This is a genomic window from Peribacillus acanthi (assembly GCF_003073175.1).
Classification (GTDB): domain Bacteria; phylum Bacillota; class Bacilli; order Bacillales; family DSM-1321; genus Bacillus_BN; species Bacillus_BN acanthi.
Genome location: NZ_QBBX01000005.1, coordinates 45304 through 61462, shown reverse-complemented (window position 1 = coordinate 61462; position 16159 = coordinate 45304). Strand labels below are relative to the sequence as shown.

Sequence of the window (16159 nt, the reverse complement as noted above, 5' to 3'; positions counted from 1 at the left end):
AAGACTTTTGGATAAACGAATTGTAGTGGGTATTGATGGAGGAGGAACATATACTAGGGTTGTTATTGCTGATTTAGAAGGAAACATCCTGGCCTTTTCAAAGAAAGCAGGTTCACATCCTGGAAAAAATAAAGAGCCTGAAAAAAATGTTGAGTCTGCAATAATGGAAGCCTTAGGAAAGGCAAATTATACATTGGAATCTATTCAATGTATCGTAGCCGGATTTGCGGGTCTAAACGGTCCTAAAGATATGGAGTGGGCAGAAAAGTACTTGTCTATTACGGGGTTAAAAAGTTCAAAGGTCATATTAAATGATGCTGAAGTTGCTCATTATGGTGCTTTCTTAGGGAAAGTTGGAATATTGGCTATTGCGGGGACAGGATCGATTGTTGTAGGTAAAATTGAAAGTGGAAAAATGATTAGGAATTACGATTTCCATCATGATTCTGAAGCCGCTTCAAGATTTCTAACCTACTCTGTAATTTACGATTTAATATCTCAAAAAAGCCTCCTAAGAGAAGAATCTTTAGTTGAATCCGTATTAAATTATTGGAACGTGAAAGATATTGAAGAATTACGGCAACTTGCAGCTAGAGGATTCAATAGTGAGAAGATAAGGGCATTAAAAATGCTAAGTGGTATGGGTTCGATTGTTACTGAGGAGGCATCTAAAGGTAGTGAAATTGCGAATAATGCTTGTGAAAAAGTAGTAACTTCTTTAGTTACAGGTATACAACTTGTATCATCAATGTTCGTAAAAGATAGTGTTTCATTGTCATTTGTTGGTGGTGTCGTAAATCATTCTTATGTGCTTTCAATGGTCGAAAGGGTATTGAAAGGTAGCAATTCATTAAAAACATTCTCTATACAAAAGCCTAATTTGTCACCAGTATTAGGTGCAGTTTTATATGCTTATAACGAGTTAGGACTTTCAAACAACCAAGATATTCTAGAAAAATTAATAAGCACTGAAAGTACCAACGATTTTTATTAGAATTCTTAAATAAATTATCGCTACTAACCATAAAACAACAAAGAAGCATGGACAAACTCCTGCTTCTTTGTTGTTTCTTTATTAAAACCCATCCTCAGCATAAAACGGGATGTTCAATCTGTTCTCAACAGCACGTAGTCTTTGATTCAAGCGATTTAAGCGGCGAGTATGGCGCTCGTCATTTTGGTTGAGGCGAGCAACTTCACGGTTTAAACGACCAATTTCTTGGTTTTGGCGATTCAATTCCTGACTTAGGCGTCTTAGTTCTTGTTGCTGTTGCTGGTTTTCTCTTTCCAGTTCGCGTATTCTTCTTTCAAGGTTAGGTTGTCTATCAATATCGGCTTGTTCTTCTTGGTAGGATTCGAATCCTTCTAATGAATCTAATGGTTGATAATGTTCTGGTTGTTGATAAAATTCTGGTTGTTGACGGTAAAAGTCTTGCTGTTGTTGATAAGGGTTTTGAGTATATGGATTTACAGATTGCGGAATATATCCAGGATAAAATTGATAAGGGTTCATCACGGAATCGCTCCTCTTTTATATATGGTCGGGATGAATACTTTAACAACATATGAAAAAGTAGGCAAAGTGACAGGGCTAATGCCCAGAAACAATTAAGGCACGCAAGTTCTTAATAAATGTAGTAATTAGATTTTCCCAATATATTTCGGATCCCTTATTATACCTGGCTGCCCTGGTACCCAATTGGCAGGTATTCCTTGTCCGGTACTGCGTCCATATTGTATGCCTTGTATGATTCTCAATATTTCATATATATTCCTGCCGACTTCAGAAGGGTTAATAAATCTGCTTACAATTATTCCTTCAGGGTCAATGATGACGGTGGCACGAAAAGTTGCGCCAGTCTTCTCATTGAGGACTCTGTAAGCTTTACTTATAGAATGGTTCCGGTCACTCACTAATGGAAAGTTGACCTTGGAAGCAGATGGGGACACCTCAGTAAATACTTTGTGCGAGTATACACTGTCTGTGCTTATTGCGAGAACTTCAGAATTAATTGCTATAAATTGATCATAAATAGCAGCGACCGCCGCTAATTCTGTCGGTCAAACGAAGGTGAAATCACTAGAATAAAAAAATAAAATGACCCATTTTCCTTGATAAGATTCTAGACGTACTTCTTTTATTTTCTTTTCGATATTGTCATATGCCTCAGCGGAGAATACAGGTGCTTTATCGGTTGTTTGTGCACAAAAAGGTAAATGGCAACTTTTTGACTCTTTATTTTCTCTGTCCTGCATATTTTCTACTCACCTCCAACAAATTCAAACTCCAAGGAACATGGTTATTTTATGAAGGTTGTTTTGTCCAGTTGAATCTAATATACTCTTAAAATAGTACTAAATTTCATAATAAGTAGAGTGGACGGGGATTTGTTATTAATAAAATCATAAAAATCATATATATTATTGTTGGTTTTTTATCCATAGGTTTAGGGATTCTAGGCATTATATTGCCGGTCTTGCCGACAACGCCATTTTTATTGTTAGCGTCTTTTTGTTTTGTGAAGGGTTCTGAGCGCTTTGAGAAGTGGTTTAAAGGGACTTCTTTATATAAAAAGCATTTGGAGAGTTTTGTGAAGCAGAAAGGGATGACCTTAAGACAAAAACTTTCGATTCTTTTGTTTGCAAATGCGATGATGGCGATACCATTCATCTTCATGGATAGTTTAGGAGTAAAAATACTATTAATACTTATTGTGATTTACCAATATTATTATTTCTTTACTAAAATCAAAACCTTGTCTTAATTTGACAAGGTTTTGATTTTTCTATTACCACAAACTTGGCTTTACAACCATAAACCATAGCATGGCGATGAGTAGTATGATGTAAATCCATATTGAACGCTTTAATTTTTCTGCTAATTCTAAACGATTATGTACTTCTTCTTGGTATTTCCTTAATTTAGGAGAAAAAGCTCTGGCCAAAAAAAATAGCGATGCAAACATGATCAGGAGTGTCATAACGATCCAAGGTGTACTCCATGTCCATGGTCCGTATATCACTAACAAGACACCTGAACCAACGAGTACATGTCCTGCGTGTTTTGTAAGCCGAACTACAAATCGGAATGTTTCTAAGTGTGCCCCTACTTCTTCTTCCTTCACCATTTTAAGTTTTTTTACGATAGGAAGTAGAATGAAGAAAGGCCCAATGGAAACTATGACACTAAGAACATGGATGAATATTAGGCTACGGTACAATAAATCCATTTTTATTCACTGACAGCACTAAATTCATGAACCCAGACTCTCATTTGTGGAAGCCATGGCATGCCAGGATGATAAGAAAGAATGGCTTCTTTATACTCTTCGACCGTGTTGAAGCCTTCATGCTGGGCGTGTTCATCTGTTAATTCTCCTAGAGACTGTGAATAGACACGGTTTACTTCGAATTTTTTATCTCCTAAAACCATGATTTCACCTACATCTGCATATCGTCCATTTCTGCGCGTTGCAGTTTTTTTGCCTTCTAGTACTTTTTGTACATCTTCAGGCATTGTAACCAGGCGTTCTATCGAACAAGTTTTGGGTGGTAAAGTATTTTGTGCTTCTTGATTATTCATTAAATTAATCTCCCTTCAAATTTCAAAGTACCTTTTTACTGTACCATACTTATCCACTAATAAAAAAAGCTATTCAAAAAAAGTAAATTTAGTCTATTATTTATCGAAAAATTCTGTAAAATAGAGAGAAGGACATATGATAAGTTGGGAGAGAGCTCGATGATTAATAGTTTCCCGATAATGGGTAAGGAAAATGAATCATTCTTATATAATTCTGATGAACTATTCGATTTATTTCTCAATTGTACTGCAGATGGGTTTGCGATTGTGGATATGGACGATCGGTTTATTCGAGTGAACGCGATGTATACGAAAATTTTTGGATACACTCCAGAAGAGATACTCGGTAGGAAATTTATTGAATTTTCTAACCCAAAAATCGTAAATGATATCATTGAATCCGTTAAACATGGAAAAGTATATTCTAATATGATTACCCAGCGTTACCATAAGAATGGATCAGTCCTGGATATCGCCGTTTCCTATTCACCTTTTCGGAATGCAAGTGGAGAAATCATAGCGATTATTGCTATTTTCAGAGATATTACTGAACTAAAAAAAATGGAAAGAGAATTAGGAAAATTCCGTGAGCTTTATAAACTCATTACGGAAAATACTTCTGATATGATTAAGGTATTTACCTTTGATAAAAAAATTATATATGCTTCACCATCGCATCAACAAGTAATGGGACTTTCTCCAGAAGAAATGGTTGGCCGAAAAGTGTATGATTTCATGCTGCCTGGGGAAGAAGAGCACTTTAATTCAATTTTTCAAACGTTATTGGAGACGGAAGAACCTCAGTTAATCCAATTAAAAGTTAGAACATCAAAAGGTGATGCAATTTACTTGGAATCCAATATTTCGCCTATTTATAATGATCAAAAAGAGATAGAGGCTTTTGTAACAGTCGGTAGAAATATTTCGGATCGAATCAAAAATGATGCTGCCCTTCGCAATCTAGATCGACTATCTATTATCGGTCAACTCGCAGCAGGTGTAGCACATGAAATTAGGAATCCATTGACTTCATTAAAAGGGTTTTCTAAGCTCTTACGTAGTAATACTGATGCTTATAAACAAGATCAGTATTTGTCAATCATCATGAATGAATTGGACCGAATCGACATCATCGTGAATGAATTTATGTCACTAGCTAAGCCCCAGGCTATTCTTTTTGAAAGAGAAAAGTTATTTTCCATTTTACATAGCACAATTAATGTACTTCATCCACAAGCCCTATTACATAACGTCCAAATTATTTTGGAAGATTTAGTTGAAGATGTCGAGTTATTATGTAGCCCTCATCAATTGAAGCAGGTCTTTGTTAATTTTCTTAAAAATGCGATTGAATCCATGCCAAATGGAGGAATCGTTCAAATCACTGTCCGAAAGGCAGAAAACAAGAAGGTCTTGATAACATTTAAGGATGAAGGGACCGGTATAGAAGAGAACCTCTTAAGACATCTAGGAACTCCTTTTTATACTACGAAAGATAAAGGAATTGGGTTAGGACTGACGGTAAGCAATAAAATTATTCAAGAACATAACGGTTCTATGAGCATTGAGAGCCACGTAGGAAAAGGGACAGCAGTGAAGGTAGAGTTGGAATATATTTAAGGGAACTACAAGCGAAAAAAGGACCTTCAGATTTATTAATTGAAGGTCTTTTTATATTTTCCAGTATTTTCTAATGTGCTTGTATGAATACTCGCCAATTGCTAATTGAACGAAGTGAATCGGAAGAAAAGCAAAGACTGACCAATTCTTTGGTTGAATGATTCTCGATTTATATAAGAGTTGATCAGATAGGTGGATTGTTAAGAAGCCAAGAATTTTGCTTGATTTATGTTGGCATAAGGATGTAAGGGTTCCAATGATTGATAAATAAAACGTGTACAAAGGCGCCACGATAAAAGTATCTGAGTATTTATCCTTCGCAAAACCAGCACGCAGTATCAATTTTTTAAAGGAGGCAACTAGGAAAAAATAGATGTTACAGTAATTTACCCAATAAATAAAGAATAAGGTAAATTTTGATAGCAAATCTTTTCTTTTTCCCTCCATGGCATCCCACCATTTTTCTATTAACCAAAAATAAATGGGTAATGCAGTTATGGTAAATAATGTATTCCAGGTTCTATTTTTAAAAAGTCCCCATCGCAAAAATATGCGTTCAATCAGCCCATAGAACAAACCCGCTCCAATTCTCCATTTCCACCCTAATTTGAAAGCAACTAGAAAAGTAGCCATGATTGGAATAAAGACTGCTTGGGACAACATCCCACCAAAAAATGAATCAACCACTTTATTTTTAAATACCTTTGGATAATAACAGTACATTCTCCAGATGTCCAAAACGAAATATTCAAAAATATATCCTAATCCTATACCGCTAAATAATATCAAAAATATCGACTGCTTTTTTTTATAGAGGGTGTGTCCTAGAAGTAAAAAATGAAGTATAGATAATATCACAAAAGGAATCGTTTTATTTCTCATTTTAGTCCTTTCTGAAATGAAGGATATAATGTATATTCTCCAAAAATGAATCGGTTTATTTAATATGGATAGTACAAAAGTGGGGGATAAATCCTAGTATTTCATCTCACATTGGGACAATCTATATTTAGGACTTCGATATGTAGAAGGAGAGGGCCGAATGATTTTTATTTTTTATCTATTTATAAATCTGTTCTTAACCCTCTATGTGTTCAAATATAAGAGGAGTAACCTAACCTTATTAGAGTTGATTGTTTACTGGCTGCTAGGTTCTCTATTCATCCAAAACTTTTCTGCTTTAAATCATTTGAATTTTAATTTCATCCGTATTCCTGATCAGTTTCTTATAGAAATTACTCATGTTATGAATCGGTTAGTTCTTTATCCATTATTTTTAGTCTGGTTTTTAAATGACTTTGTGGCAATAAAAGGCATATTAAAGAAAGTCTTGTTGGTATTGGTATTTCTAATGATTAATGCAGGATTAGAATGGTTGGCAGATTGGTTTGACATACTCAATCATGTGAAGTGGAAAGTTTGGTGGACTTTTGCATTTTGGTTATCCTATCTTTTGCTTTCCGTAGTTTTTTTGAAAATCTTTCGGAAGATGCTTTTGAGGAAGTGAATACTAGATGAACTACACATTTGATTGGAATGATTGGTTTATGATCATTACCGGTATCGCATCACTGAGTCTGTTCTTTTTGATTCGAAAATATTTTCATCCCGTCATTAATATAAGCATCTGGATTTATAATGTTTTCCTAGTAGAAACCATTGACTATTTCTTAGTTGGAACACCTTATCAGTTGTATTATTTTTCTGATAATCCTACATATGAACCCTCTTCTGCATTTTTCCATCTAACTGTATATCCAGCATCAGCTCTTATCTTTCTTTATGTGTATGATAAATGGGAAATCAAAGGGAGGAAGTCAGTGCTGTATATCCTATTTTGGACTTGCTTTTCCATCCTTTTTGAATGGGTATGTATCAAAAATAATGTACTAACTTATACAGGGTGGAAATTATTATATTCCGTCCCGACTTATCCTATTGCGGCCATTCTATTAATTTGCTTCTTCCGATTTATCCAAAAACATATGAACGACCCGCTACCGAGATAGTAGAAGGGTCAGCTCGAATTCCTTAACCACAGTCACTCGGCTGTGGTTTTTACTTTAGGAGTATAAATTAGCAGCAAAGAAGTAAGTCGAAGTAGTGGCCAATATTAGGAATATTGTATAAGTGCAAATTAGCAAATGCCGACTCTTTGGGATTGGTGCAAGCCAAGTTTTCTAATGGTGCAAGCCAAGTTTTCTAATGGTGCAAGCACAATGATAGTTGTCTATTGGGGGTACCAGCCCTAGATGGACAAACATACATTTTTGCTTGTGTTGGACGAGTATCCATGCCTTATCTCTTTGGGGCGAATATGTATATAGGGAATTGGACATGCAGGGGCAAATGTAGGAAACCTCAAGAAAGGAGCATGGTAATGACTTTCGAAATAGGAATGACAATACTGGTTTTCAGTTTGACTATGCTGGTCATATTCTGGAGACCGAGGGGAATCAATGAAGCTTGGCCAGCTTCGATTGGTGCGGTGCTGATCTTACTTACAGGCATCGTATCAAGAGAAGATATTTTTGATATTATCAGCAAAATCGGTGGAGCCTCAATAACAATCATAAGTACCATCGTCATGGCGGTTATATTAGAGAGCTTTGGTTTTTTTCACTGGTCAGCGGCTAGGCTAGCGACTTTATCTAAAGGATCGGGTTATCGGTTATATTGGAATATCCAATTGTTATGTTTTTTGATGACACTATTATTTAATAATGATGGTAGTATTTTAATTACAACTCCTATCTTAATAATGCTAACAAAAAACCTTCGACTTAAACCTCACGAACAAATTCCATATCTATTAAGTGGTGCATTGATTGCTACGGCTGCGAGTACCCCAATAGGAGTAAGTAACATTGTTAACTTGATCGGACTGAAAATTGTGGACATGACGCTCTATATGCAAACCGCAATGATGTTCGTACCAGCGACACTAGGCCTTTTATTTATGAGTGGGCTAATGTTTATGGTAGTAAGGAACCATTTGCCGAAAAAATTGCCAATCTCATCATATGATATAGAAGAAATGTTTTTTATTAAAAATTTTCATCCATTAAAGAGTAGCATTTCTGTTGAAACAAAACGTAAAAGGACCATATTCATGTTGAAAGTGTTGATTTTTGTCTTCATCATGAGGTGCTTGTTATTTGTGGCTTCATTCTTTTCAATACCTATTGAAATTGTTGCGGTATTGGGGTCTTTAGCATTACTGATATGGCGATGGTACCATATACGCACCAATCCTGTGGATATATTGAAGAAGACCCCGTGGCATATTTTTGTTTTTGCTTTTTCCATGTATGTCATCATATATGGACTTCAGAATGCTGGATTGACGGATATATTAGTCGGTATATGTGAACCTATTGTAAATCAAGGCTTATTTTATGCAAGCTTGGTAATGGGCGGATTAGTTTCAGTATTATCCAATATTTTCAATAACCATCCTGCTTTAATGATTGGGACGATTACCTTGACTCAAATGGGGCTGGAACCACTGACGTTAAAAACCATTTATTTGGCGAATATAATTGGCAGCGATATGGGGGCATTGTTATTACCCATCGGAACATTAGCGTCTCTTATTTGGATGCATATTTTACGACAACATAAGATTCAAATCACATGGAAGGATTATCTAAGTGTATCAATTGTAGTCATCCCCTTAACAACAATTGTCACACTACTATTATTGTTCTACTGGGTAGACATGTTTTTTAGTTAATTTTATAAGGAGGAGATTATGTTGAGTGATATCAATACGTTAATGGGAAAACAAGTTTCAATATTATTATCGGGAAAAACCTCTTTCAAGGGAGTCTTGACTGATTTAGGGCAGGATATACTAGTGCTGTATAATGGTAATCAGTTTATCTATATCCCGTTTTTACATGTTCATCGAATAAAAAAAACCATTGATAAAAATGAGTTTGTAAGTAATCCAACTGAGTCAGCTTTTCCAGATGAAATGGACGCTATATCCTATCGCAAAATATTGACGAACGCCAAAGGTACCTTTTCTGAAATTTACGTAACTGGAAACCTGACTTTTCATGGGTATATCACTAGTGTGTTAAATGATTATTTTGTGTTCTACTCACCGGTATATAAAACGATGTTCATCTCCATGAGCCATTTGAAATGGCTAACCCCTTACAATCAAACCATCACACCATATTCTTTGAGTAATGAAAGTCTCCCTGTTAATCCCTCTAGCGTTCCTTTACAACGTTCATTAGAGGAGCAATTAAAAAGAGAAGTTGGAAAGCTAGTCGTGTTTGATGCAGGGAGTGATCCAATGAAAATAGGAAAATTACTCAACGTGAACAATAACCTTGTCGAACTAGCATTGGCCAATGGGGACACTGTATATTTAAAACTATCTCATATCAAGTCAATTCATTTGCCTTAGTACAGAAATGAGGAGGGCAATTCAATGATGTATAAATCTTTCTTCTTATTTATAGTATCAGCATTTTTAGTCGTATTAACTTCCTGCAGTCCAGTAGAAGATGTCAATAATCCCGTCCCAACAAAAGAGCAAAGATACGAGAATCAAGCGTTTAAAGAAATCCAGGTCAATCAAAAGGAAGATAACGTTATCGTTACTGGTAAAGCTAGAGTGTTTGAAGGTGTTTTTCAATATGCAATCATAAAAGGCAATACCATCGTAAAAGAAGACTATTATCAAACGGATGGAGCACCTGCATGGGGTGAGTTCGAGATCACAATTGATAAGGGGCTTCAGGCCACCGAACTGGAGTTGTTTGTATATTCAGCAAAAGATGGCTCCAAAATCGATGTTCTTAAAATTCCGATTACAAATCATTGAAGGAGAAGTGTTCAAGCACTTCTCTTTATTGTTGTTTGTTACAAGCGTCATACTGATTCAAAGTGTTTGGATTGACTAAGCCTATGGGCAATCAAAAACAGCACAAAGTATATCGGAAAAGAATATAACATACTCCATTTATTCAATACATAAAAACCTAACCACCAAAATAGTGGCTCTCCAATAAAACTTGAAAAAGACGCAAAAAATAATGCTTTTTTCCATGCTGCAACATGTGGCTTATATTGGATTATGAGCATAACAAGAACCGGGAAAATGCAAAAATCCCATGGAATATAGGAGGGAAGGGTTGGAAGGACTTTTCCTGTGTAGTACCACAATCCATAAATCGTCCCTAAAAAGTCAAGCCAGCTTGTTATCACTGTGATGAATAACCCTGCAACTAATAGCCTCATTCTGCTTTCTTTTTTATGTACCTTCCACCAGATAATCGGCGGAATTATGGTAAACGCAAGGGAAAGTAAAAAATCCCAGTGAAGAAAGGTAGCCTCTTTCCAGTAGTGGTAATAGTCGATATGAACTTTAGTGATTTCTTCATAAAATTTCCCGACTTTTTCTAATCGATCTTGACTTTGAATCGGTTTGATCAGTGAGAAAACCATGGATATACCTCATTCAGTCATTAGCATTATCCCTTATTTTGGCTAAAGCAAATCAAACTATGTATCTTGATGGAATAATTTGTATTATAATTATCTAAATATTATAAAAAGGATGATTAGTATGGGGGATTGCTTCATTTGTAACAAGCATGCTGGAAATATTCAAACCGCAGGTGTCATGATTTATGAGGATGAATTTGTATACGTAGGTCATATCGATAGGAATGGCGAGCCAAATTATCTAGGTCATATTATGATTGACTTAAAACGACACGCACCTACCTTAGGTGACATGACGATGGAAGAAGCTCAAGCGTTTGGAGTGACGATGGCAAACGTGAGTAAGGCACTAATGGAATCGGAAAAAGCAGAGCATATTTATTCTCTTGTTTCTGGTAACTCTGTTCCTCATCTTCATATGCATATTGTGGCACGATATCCGAATACCCCAGAAGATTATTGGGGACCTATGGCTGTCTATAACTGGCCGGAAGCTCCAATGGGAAACAATGATGAAGTTGTAAAGCTATGCGAACGTTTAAGATCCTATTTAGTGAATTCCAGTCATGAATAAGGAATTGATTTGGGTTGGAAGCCAACAAGATTTTGTCGATGTGATAGATATCCAGTCTATCGACACTATGGTCATTGGACGTTATGGAGGGAATTCGATAGCGGGTCAATATAAGAACGAAGACGGTTGCTTAGTATGGAAAGATCAAGAAGGTTCATGGGAATTTGCGATGATCCTTGATGCGCATAACACTGCCCAAAGTGCGGAAATAATCGTTGAACTATTTCAACAAAGAAAATCCGATATTCAGAGGATACTCGATCAACCTTTAAAGGTCATCTTCAAGGACTTGGAGACGTTCGTTTTGAACATATTTCAAGATGAGGATTTCCTATCAATATGTAGAAAGATTCAAGGAGAAACGGCTTGTTTAATTGTTGTTCGAAAAGATAAATACGTTTGGTGGTTTTCGGTGGGAGATTGCCTTTTATATCTGTTCCATCCAGAGTTAGCTGCTCTTGGACAGTATCATCTGAACCAGAGACATTTCTATGAATGGATAGGACAAGTCAATACGTTTGAACAGCTTGTACCTTGTTACAGCAGTGGAGTAAGGGAGTTAAGAAAGGGAGAAAATCATCTCTTCCTTACTACCGATGGTTTGATTGAATGCCCTGGTGAACCATATTCGAATCCCAAAAAGTTAAGTGATGTTCTCTTTAATTTAGAGAATGAACAGAATATAAAGAGCTTGTTAAAGGACATCCAGAATCGGAATGTAAGGGATAGCACCACCATCGTTTCATGGAAGGTTTATATCTCACAAGAAGTGACCCAGCCTAGTAACAGCTAAATGTAAAACGTCCGGTTATGATCCGGACGTTTTTATATTGGTTGATTGAATTGTAACGGGCAAGAGATCCACTAGAAACTCCAAAGGGGTAAGGTGCCGCCCTGAAAGTAGAAAGGCCCGGACCCCGTACAGACCGAGAAAGAAGGCTTCTTGCGTGTAACTGGCCAGCTTAGCAAGTCCATTCAAGTGAATCTTCATACAAAAGGACATAATGTTGATTAGGTTATGGTAAATCATAAAAAAGAAGATTAATTCTTTGCATTTTTATTGAAAATAATGTGCTTTTCTTCAATTTTCTGCTCTAATATGCATGTTCAGGATGATTTCTGATTCGAGACCCCATATTCATGTTGTTTTTTAGAAAGGATACTGAACCTATGATCTAAACTGGAAATTTAATATCGAAACTGGAAAAATACATTCGAAACCCGGAAAAATAAAATCGAAACTGGAAAAATACATTCGAAACCGAGAAAAATAAAATCGAAGCATACAAAAAATTATCAAAACGGCCCATTTATCGATTTTTCGACAAGGCTACGAATCAAAATTCAATACGTTTTCTTGTAATAAACGAGAGTGGTTCTATCATTGATTTTTTTCGTCACACCTGTTTGTTTGTATCCCATCTTCTCGTATAGATAACAATTACGTTCTTCCTCTAAAATAGTCGCCAATTCCCAACTAGTAGCTTGAGGGAAAAGCTCTTCGATTAAAAGGATTGCTTGTTGGGCAATCTTTTGTCCTTGGTATTTAGGCAAAATAAACATTGGGCTGATCCTAAATTTTGTTTCTTCTTTCCATACCACACATATAGCACCGACTACAATGTGGTCGGCTACTATTTTGAAAAATCCCCCATTAGAGTGATTAATCCTTTCCATGACTCGAGCAATGCTTTCATTCACAGGACTAGTTTCGTAATCTCGATATTTTTCCAACAATGGTTGGAAAGCTTTTATTTGGATATCAAAAATGGTTTCTGCATCGGTGTGGGTGGCTTTCTCTAATGTAATCTTCATGAATATTCTCCTAATTTTCTAATCAAAAGCTTTCCATAATAGTAACATGAAACTCGTTTTATTATTTGACTTTTCAGAAAATAAAAGGTAAATATGATAATAATATTACATATTATTTGTAAACGAAATATTATCGTCATATAAAAATGAGGTGAGAATATGATTTTACATGAGGAAGAAACGTTCAGTAGGGAACGGATGGAGAAATTGCAATTAGAAAGGTTAAAAGCTACAGCGAACACCGTATATGAAAAGGTCTCATTTTATCGAAAACAATGGGATGATGCAGGGATATCTCCACAAGACATTACGAATCTAGATGATATTAAGAGGTTACCTTTTACAACTAAAGGAGATTTAAGAGGTCAGTATCCATTCGGATTATTTGCTGTCGACAAAAGCGAGGTTGTGAGGATTCATGCTTCTTCTGGTACAAGCGGAAAGCCGACCGTTGTCGGATATACCCATAATGACATTAAAATGTGGGGGAGCCTGGTAGCCCGTGCCATATCGATGGCAGGTGGAAAACAAGGAGAAGTGTTACATAATGCGTATGGATATGGTTTATTTACAGGGGGATTAGGGCTTCATTATGGCAGCGAACAATTAGGTATGGCAACTGTCCCAGTTTCAGGTGGGAATACTGATCGGCAAATTTCGTTGATACAAGACTTTAAGCCTTCCGTTATTTGCGGTACTCCTTCTTATATTCTGACGATTGCTGAACGAATGGAGCAAATGGGTATTATTCCAAGTGGGAATTCTTTAAAGTTCGGTATTTTTGGGGCGGAGCCTTGGTCGGAAGAAATGCGAGGCTTATTAGAGAAAAAGCTTGGTATTAAAGCTTGTGATATTTATGGCTTGAGCGAAGTGTTAGGACCGGGTGTTTCGATGGAATGCTGTGAGGCGCAAAGAGGTCTACATGTTGCAGAAGACCATTTTTATGTGGAAGTGATAGATCCGGCTACCCTTCAGCCCCTACCTGATGGGGAAGAAGGGGAACTTGTTTTCACAAGCCTTACAAAGGAAGCCCTTCCCATCATCCGTTATCGGACAGGAGATATTGCATCGCTTTCTAGAGACAGGTGTGCCTGCGGCAGAACCACCACAAGAATGTCCAGAATCAAAGGACGGATTGATGATATGTTGATTGTACGTGGGGTGAATGTCTACCCTTCAGAAATCGAACATGTACTTTTGGGCTCTAATGACATCGTTCCCCACTATCAGTTACACGTAAAACGCACCGGTGCACTCGATACTGTGGAGCTTCATATTGAAATCAAGGAAGCTATATTTGGTGAACTAGGTCAAAACATTGAACACGAGCAAATCCAATTCCTTTCAGGGGAGATTCAGTATCGATTAAAAAACCAACTCCTCATTTCCATTGATGTAAAGGTGTGTCCACCGAAAACAATCCCAAGATCAGAGGGGAAAGCAGTCAGGATTGTGGATCATAGAAAATTTAGTATGACCAACACATAAATAGTCAGAACATTCTGTTGAATAGTATATTACATTATAATATAATTACGTTAAATAAACGTTATACATTAAGGTGGTGGGGAAATGTCAGGAATTGAAACTTTAACTCTAGAAGAAAAACATAAAAAATTCATAGAACGAATAGAGGCAGGAGAAAAAATCGAAGCGGACGATTGGATGCCAGATGAATATAGAAATGTCCTAATTAAACTTATTTCCATGCATGGAATCAGTGAAATTATGGGAGCGCTTCCAGAAAAGGAATGGGTACCGAAAGCGCCCACTTTAAAAAGAAAGCTAGGCATCATGGCGAAAGTACAGGATGAGATGGGGCACGGTCAGCTACTCCTTCGCGTGGCAGAAGATTTATTGAAACCGACTGGGAAAACACGTGGTGATATTTTAGAAGATTTATTATCGGGAGATTTGAAGTTTCATAATGTCTTCCATATGGAAGCACCTACTTGGGGAGATGCAGGTTTAATAGGATGGTTAGTAGATGGTGCCGCCATCATCACGCAAACGAATATGCTGGATGCATCTTATGGTCCTTATGCTCGAGCGTTGAAACGTATTTGTGCGGAGGAAGTATTCCATGCCCAGCATGGGGAAGCGATTATCATGGCTCTTGCAGAAGGTACTCCTGAGCAAAAAGATTTGATTCAAGACTCGATCAACCGCTGGTGGGAAGCATTGCTAATGTTTTTCGGACCAGGCGATGCGACTGCGACAGGAACATCGAAACAAGACGTGACAGCAAGATACCGAATCCGTTCGAAATCCAATGAAGAATTACGCCAAGATTTTTTCACCAAATATGTTCCAAGAATTCTTTCCCTTGGTTTGACGATTCCAGATTCTACGATGCATTTTGACAACGTACAAAAGATGTGGGTTTACCAACAGCCAGACTGGAAGAAATTTAAGGAAATCATTCAAAATAGAGGACCGAAATCAAAGGATCGCTTGAGATTAAGAGAGCTTGCGTATGAAAACAATGCTTGGGTTCGAGAAGCACTGAGCAAGAAAAGTGACAACGTTTAATTTTGAAAGAAAGGAGGGCCTTCCTTGAGTAGTTTTTATGAAGAATACGAGGTTTTTAGTAGGAGATCCGATACAGCTCCAATGCAATATCAGTTTAGTTTATTAGCGCCTAATGAAGAGCTGGCCCTAGTTATGGCACAGGAGAATTTTATGAGAAGAGAACCTGTTGCTGATATATGGGTGGTGAAGCGGTCAGATGTTAGGAAAATGACGCCAGAAGAAAGACAGTCTCTAGCTAGGCTAGATAATAAGGATTATCGAAATACAAAAGGATATGGCTATTTGAAGAAAAAATGGCGCCACTATGAGCAGGAGATGCTAGATGAAAAAGAAATTCTCTCATGGGGAGGGAAAATCGAAAAATGACGGAGCAATTTGAGCAAACTAATAAACTTCCATTAATAGAGTTATTGTATCAGCTTGCAGACGACGATTTTATCCTTGCCTATCGGGGTTCTGAATGGCTTGGATTAGCTCCACATATTGAAGAGGATGTCGCATATTCATCTATCAACCAAGACACGATGGGTCATGCGGTTATGTTTTATCGATTGTTAGAAGAATTAGGG

At 36.9% G+C, this 16159-nt stretch carries 21 protein-coding genes; 14 read left to right on the top strand and 7 right to left on the bottom strand.

Annotation, left to right across the window (positions count from 1 at the left end; genetic code table 11):
• Window positions 1-7 precede the first annotated feature (7 nt).
• The gene (locus tag DBX25_RS06405) at window positions 8-994 is read left to right on the top strand and encodes a BadF/BadG/BcrA/BcrD ATPase family protein (RefSeq protein ID WP_157950894.1); all 987 of its coding nucleotides are present in this window, start codon (window positions 8-10) and stop codon (window positions 992-994) included.
• A gap of 81 nt (window positions 995-1075) precedes the next feature.
• On the opposite strand, the gene DBX25_RS06400 is transcribed toward DBX25_RS06405, so the two are convergent.
• Window positions 1076-1513 carry a hypothetical protein gene (locus tag DBX25_RS06400; RefSeq protein WP_108669956.1) on the bottom strand — a complete coding sequence of 146 codons (438 nt, stop codon included), beginning with the start codon at window positions 1511-1513 and terminating at the stop codon, window positions 1076-1078.
• 128 nt (window positions 1514-1641) lie between these two features.
• A complete protein-coding gene (locus DBX25_RS21220; RefSeq protein WP_240620197.1) occupies window positions 1642-2256 on the bottom strand; it encodes a peroxiredoxin in 615 nt (204 codons plus the stop codon).
• 137 nt (window positions 2257-2393) lie between these two features.
• Here DBX25_RS21220 and DBX25_RS06385 point away from each other — a divergent pair, with 137 nt between their 5' ends.
• Window positions 2394-2765, top strand: a complete 372-nt coding sequence (locus DBX25_RS06385) for a DUF454 family protein (protein ID WP_108669953.1) — start codon at window positions 2394-2396, stop codon at window positions 2763-2765.
• A gap of 24 nt (window positions 2766-2789) precedes the next feature.
• Here DBX25_RS06385 and DBX25_RS06380 read toward each other — a convergent pair whose 3' ends face one another.
• Window positions 2790-3230: a hypothetical protein gene (locus tag DBX25_RS06380; protein ID WP_108669952.1), complete on the bottom strand. Its 441-nt coding sequence runs from the start codon at window positions 3228-3230 to the stop codon at window positions 2790-2792.
• A gap of 2 nt (window positions 3231-3232) precedes the next feature.
• Window positions 3233-3583, bottom strand: a complete 351-nt coding sequence (locus DBX25_RS06375) for an ASCH domain-containing protein (protein ID WP_108669951.1) — start codon at window positions 3581-3583, stop codon at window positions 3233-3235.
• A gap of 159 nt (window positions 3584-3742) precedes the next feature.
• Here DBX25_RS06375 and DBX25_RS06370 point away from each other — a divergent pair, with 159 nt between their 5' ends.
• Window positions 3743-5203: a PAS domain-containing sensor histidine kinase gene (locus DBX25_RS06370; RefSeq protein ID WP_108669950.1), complete on the top strand. Its 1461-nt coding sequence runs from the start codon at window positions 3743-3745 to the stop codon at window positions 5201-5203.
• A gap of 51 nt (window positions 5204-5254) precedes the next feature.
• On the opposite strand, the gene DBX25_RS06365 is transcribed toward DBX25_RS06370, so the two are convergent.
• On the bottom strand, window positions 5255-5992 hold the full coding sequence (locus tag DBX25_RS06365) for a hypothetical protein (protein ID WP_157950893.1): 738 nt from the start codon (window positions 5990-5992) through the stop codon (window positions 5255-5257).
• Between the two features lie 253 nt (window positions 5993-6245).
• Between DBX25_RS06365 and DBX25_RS06360 the strand changes: the two genes are divergently transcribed.
• From DBX25_RS06360 to DBX25_RS06340, 5 genes are all read left to right on the top strand, one after another.
• On the top strand, window positions 6246-6710 hold the full coding sequence (locus tag DBX25_RS06360; RefSeq protein ID WP_108669948.1) for a hypothetical protein: 465 nt from the start codon (window positions 6246-6248) through the stop codon (window positions 6708-6710).
• Between the two features lie 7 nt (window positions 6711-6717).
• Window positions 6718-7212, top strand: a complete 495-nt coding sequence (locus DBX25_RS06355; RefSeq protein ID WP_108669947.1) for a CBO0543 family protein — start codon at window positions 6718-6720, stop codon at window positions 7210-7212.
• A gap of 371 nt (window positions 7213-7583) precedes the next feature.
• The gene (locus DBX25_RS06350) at window positions 7584-8939 is read left to right on the top strand and encodes an arsenic transporter (protein ID WP_108669946.1); all 1356 of its coding nucleotides are present in this window, start codon (window positions 7584-7586) and stop codon (window positions 8937-8939) included.
• A 21-nt stretch (window positions 8940-8960) separates the two neighbouring features.
• Complete coding sequence (locus tag DBX25_RS06345; RefSeq protein WP_108670133.1) at window positions 8961-9626, top strand: DUF2642 domain-containing protein; 666 nt, start codon at window positions 8961-8963, stop codon at window positions 9624-9626.
• Window positions 9627-9650: 24 nt separating this feature from the next.
• Entirely contained in the window at window positions 9651-10046 is a 396-nt protein-coding gene (locus tag DBX25_RS06340; RefSeq protein ID WP_108669945.1) for a Gmad2 immunoglobulin-like domain-containing protein, read from the top strand.
• Between the two features lie 47 nt (window positions 10047-10093).
• On the opposite strand, the gene DBX25_RS06335 is transcribed toward DBX25_RS06340, so the two are convergent.
• On the bottom strand, window positions 10094-10669 hold the full coding sequence (locus DBX25_RS06335; RefSeq protein ID WP_108669944.1) for a CBO0543 family protein: 576 nt from the start codon (window positions 10667-10669) through the stop codon (window positions 10094-10096).
• Window positions 10670-10790: 121 nt separating this feature from the next.
• Here DBX25_RS06335 and DBX25_RS06330 point away from each other — a divergent pair, with 121 nt between their 5' ends.
• A complete protein-coding gene (locus tag DBX25_RS06330; protein WP_108669943.1) occupies window positions 10791-11243 on the top strand; it encodes an HIT family protein in 453 nt (150 codons plus the stop codon).
• Window positions 11236-12036 carry a PP2C family serine/threonine-protein phosphatase gene (locus DBX25_RS06325; RefSeq protein WP_108669942.1) on the top strand — a complete coding sequence of 267 codons (801 nt, stop codon included), beginning with the start codon at window positions 11236-11238 and terminating at the stop codon, window positions 12034-12036. The genes DBX25_RS06330 and DBX25_RS06325 overlap by 8 nt, the downstream gene beginning before the upstream one ends.
• A 551-nt stretch (window positions 12037-12587) precedes the next feature.
• Here DBX25_RS06325 and DBX25_RS06320 read toward each other — a convergent pair.
• Window positions 12588-13058 (bottom strand): GNAT family N-acetyltransferase, encoded by a 471-nt coding sequence (locus tag DBX25_RS06320; RefSeq protein WP_108669941.1) that lies wholly within the window; start codon window positions 13056-13058, stop codon window positions 12588-12590.
• 159 nt (window positions 13059-13217) lie between these two features.
• Here DBX25_RS06320 and paaK point away from each other — a divergent pair, with 159 nt between their 5' ends.
• The 4 genes from paaK to DBX25_RS21215 form a co-directional block, all read left to right on the top strand.
• Window positions 13218-14546: a phenylacetate--CoA ligase PaaK gene (paaK, locus tag DBX25_RS06315; RefSeq protein ID WP_108669940.1), complete on the top strand. Its 1329-nt coding sequence runs from the start codon at window positions 13218-13220 to the stop codon at window positions 14544-14546.
• Window positions 14547-14630: 84 nt separating this feature from the next.
• A complete protein-coding gene (gene paaA / locus DBX25_RS06310) occupies window positions 14631-15590 on the top strand; it encodes a 1,2-phenylacetyl-CoA epoxidase subunit PaaA (RefSeq protein WP_108669939.1) in 960 nt (319 codons plus the stop codon).
• A 24-nt stretch (window positions 15591-15614) separates the two neighbouring features.
• A complete protein-coding gene (paaB, locus tag DBX25_RS06305; protein WP_108669938.1) occupies window positions 15615-15956 on the top strand; it encodes a 1,2-phenylacetyl-CoA epoxidase subunit PaaB in 342 nt (113 codons plus the stop codon).
• Window positions 15932-16159, top strand: a 228-nt coding sequence (locus DBX25_RS21215; protein WP_420812925.1) for a Phenylacetic acid catabolic protein, incomplete at its 3' end; no start/stop codon positions are given. The genes paaB and DBX25_RS21215, both read left to right, overlap by 25 nt.

What these genes read in the sequence shown, in the direction of transcription:
- DBX25_RS06320 (WP_108669941.1), bottom strand. Translation starts at nt 13,058, where the DNA reads ATGAAGATTACATTAGAGAAAGCCACCCACACCGATGCAGAAACCATT.
- DBX25_RS06355 (WP_108669947.1), top strand. Translation starts at nt 6,718, where the DNA reads ATGAACTACACATTTGATTGGAATGATTGGTTTATGATCATTACCGGT.
- DBX25_RS06360 (WP_108669948.1), top strand. Translation starts at nt 6,246, where the DNA reads ATGATTTTTATTTTTTATCTATTTATAAATCTGTTCTTAACCCTCTAT.
- paaA (WP_108669939.1), top strand. Translation starts at nt 14,631, where the DNA reads ATGTCAGGAATTGAAACTTTAACTCTAGAAGAAAAACATAAAAAATTC.
- DBX25_RS06330 (WP_108669943.1), top strand. Translation starts at nt 10,791, where the DNA reads ATGGGGGATTGCTTCATTTGTAACAAGCATGCTGGAAATATTCAAACC.
- DBX25_RS06340 (WP_108669945.1), top strand. Translation starts at nt 9,651, where the DNA reads ATGATGTATAAATCTTTCTTCTTATTTATAGTATCAGCATTTTTAGTC.
- DBX25_RS06380 (WP_108669952.1), bottom strand. Translation starts at nt 3,230, where the DNA reads ATGGATTTATTGTACCGTAGCCTAATATTCATCCATGTTCTTAGTGTC.
- paaK (WP_108669940.1), top strand. Translation starts at nt 13,218, where the DNA reads ATGATTTTACATGAGGAAGAAACGTTCAGTAGGGAACGGATGGAGAAA.
- DBX25_RS06335 (WP_108669944.1), bottom strand. Translation starts at nt 10,669, where the DNA reads ATGGTTTTCTCACTGATCAAACCGATTCAAAGTCAAGATCGATTAGAA.
- DBX25_RS06350 (WP_108669946.1), top strand. Translation starts at nt 7,584, where the DNA reads ATGACTTTCGAAATAGGAATGACAATACTGGTTTTCAGTTTGACTATG.
- DBX25_RS06375 (WP_108669951.1), bottom strand. Translation starts at nt 3,583, where the DNA reads ATGAATAATCAAGAAGCACAAAATACTTTACCACCCAAAACTTGTTCG.
- DBX25_RS06400 (WP_108669956.1), bottom strand. Translation starts at nt 1,513, where the DNA reads ATGAACCCTTATCAATTTTATCCTGGATATATTCCGCAATCTGTAAAT.
- DBX25_RS06370 (WP_108669950.1), top strand. Translation starts at nt 3,743, where the DNA reads ATGATTAATAGTTTCCCGATAATGGGTAAGGAAAATGAATCATTCTTA.
- DBX25_RS06325 (WP_108669942.1), top strand. Translation starts at nt 11,236, where the DNA reads ATGAATAAGGAATTGATTTGGGTTGGAAGCCAACAAGATTTTGTCGAT.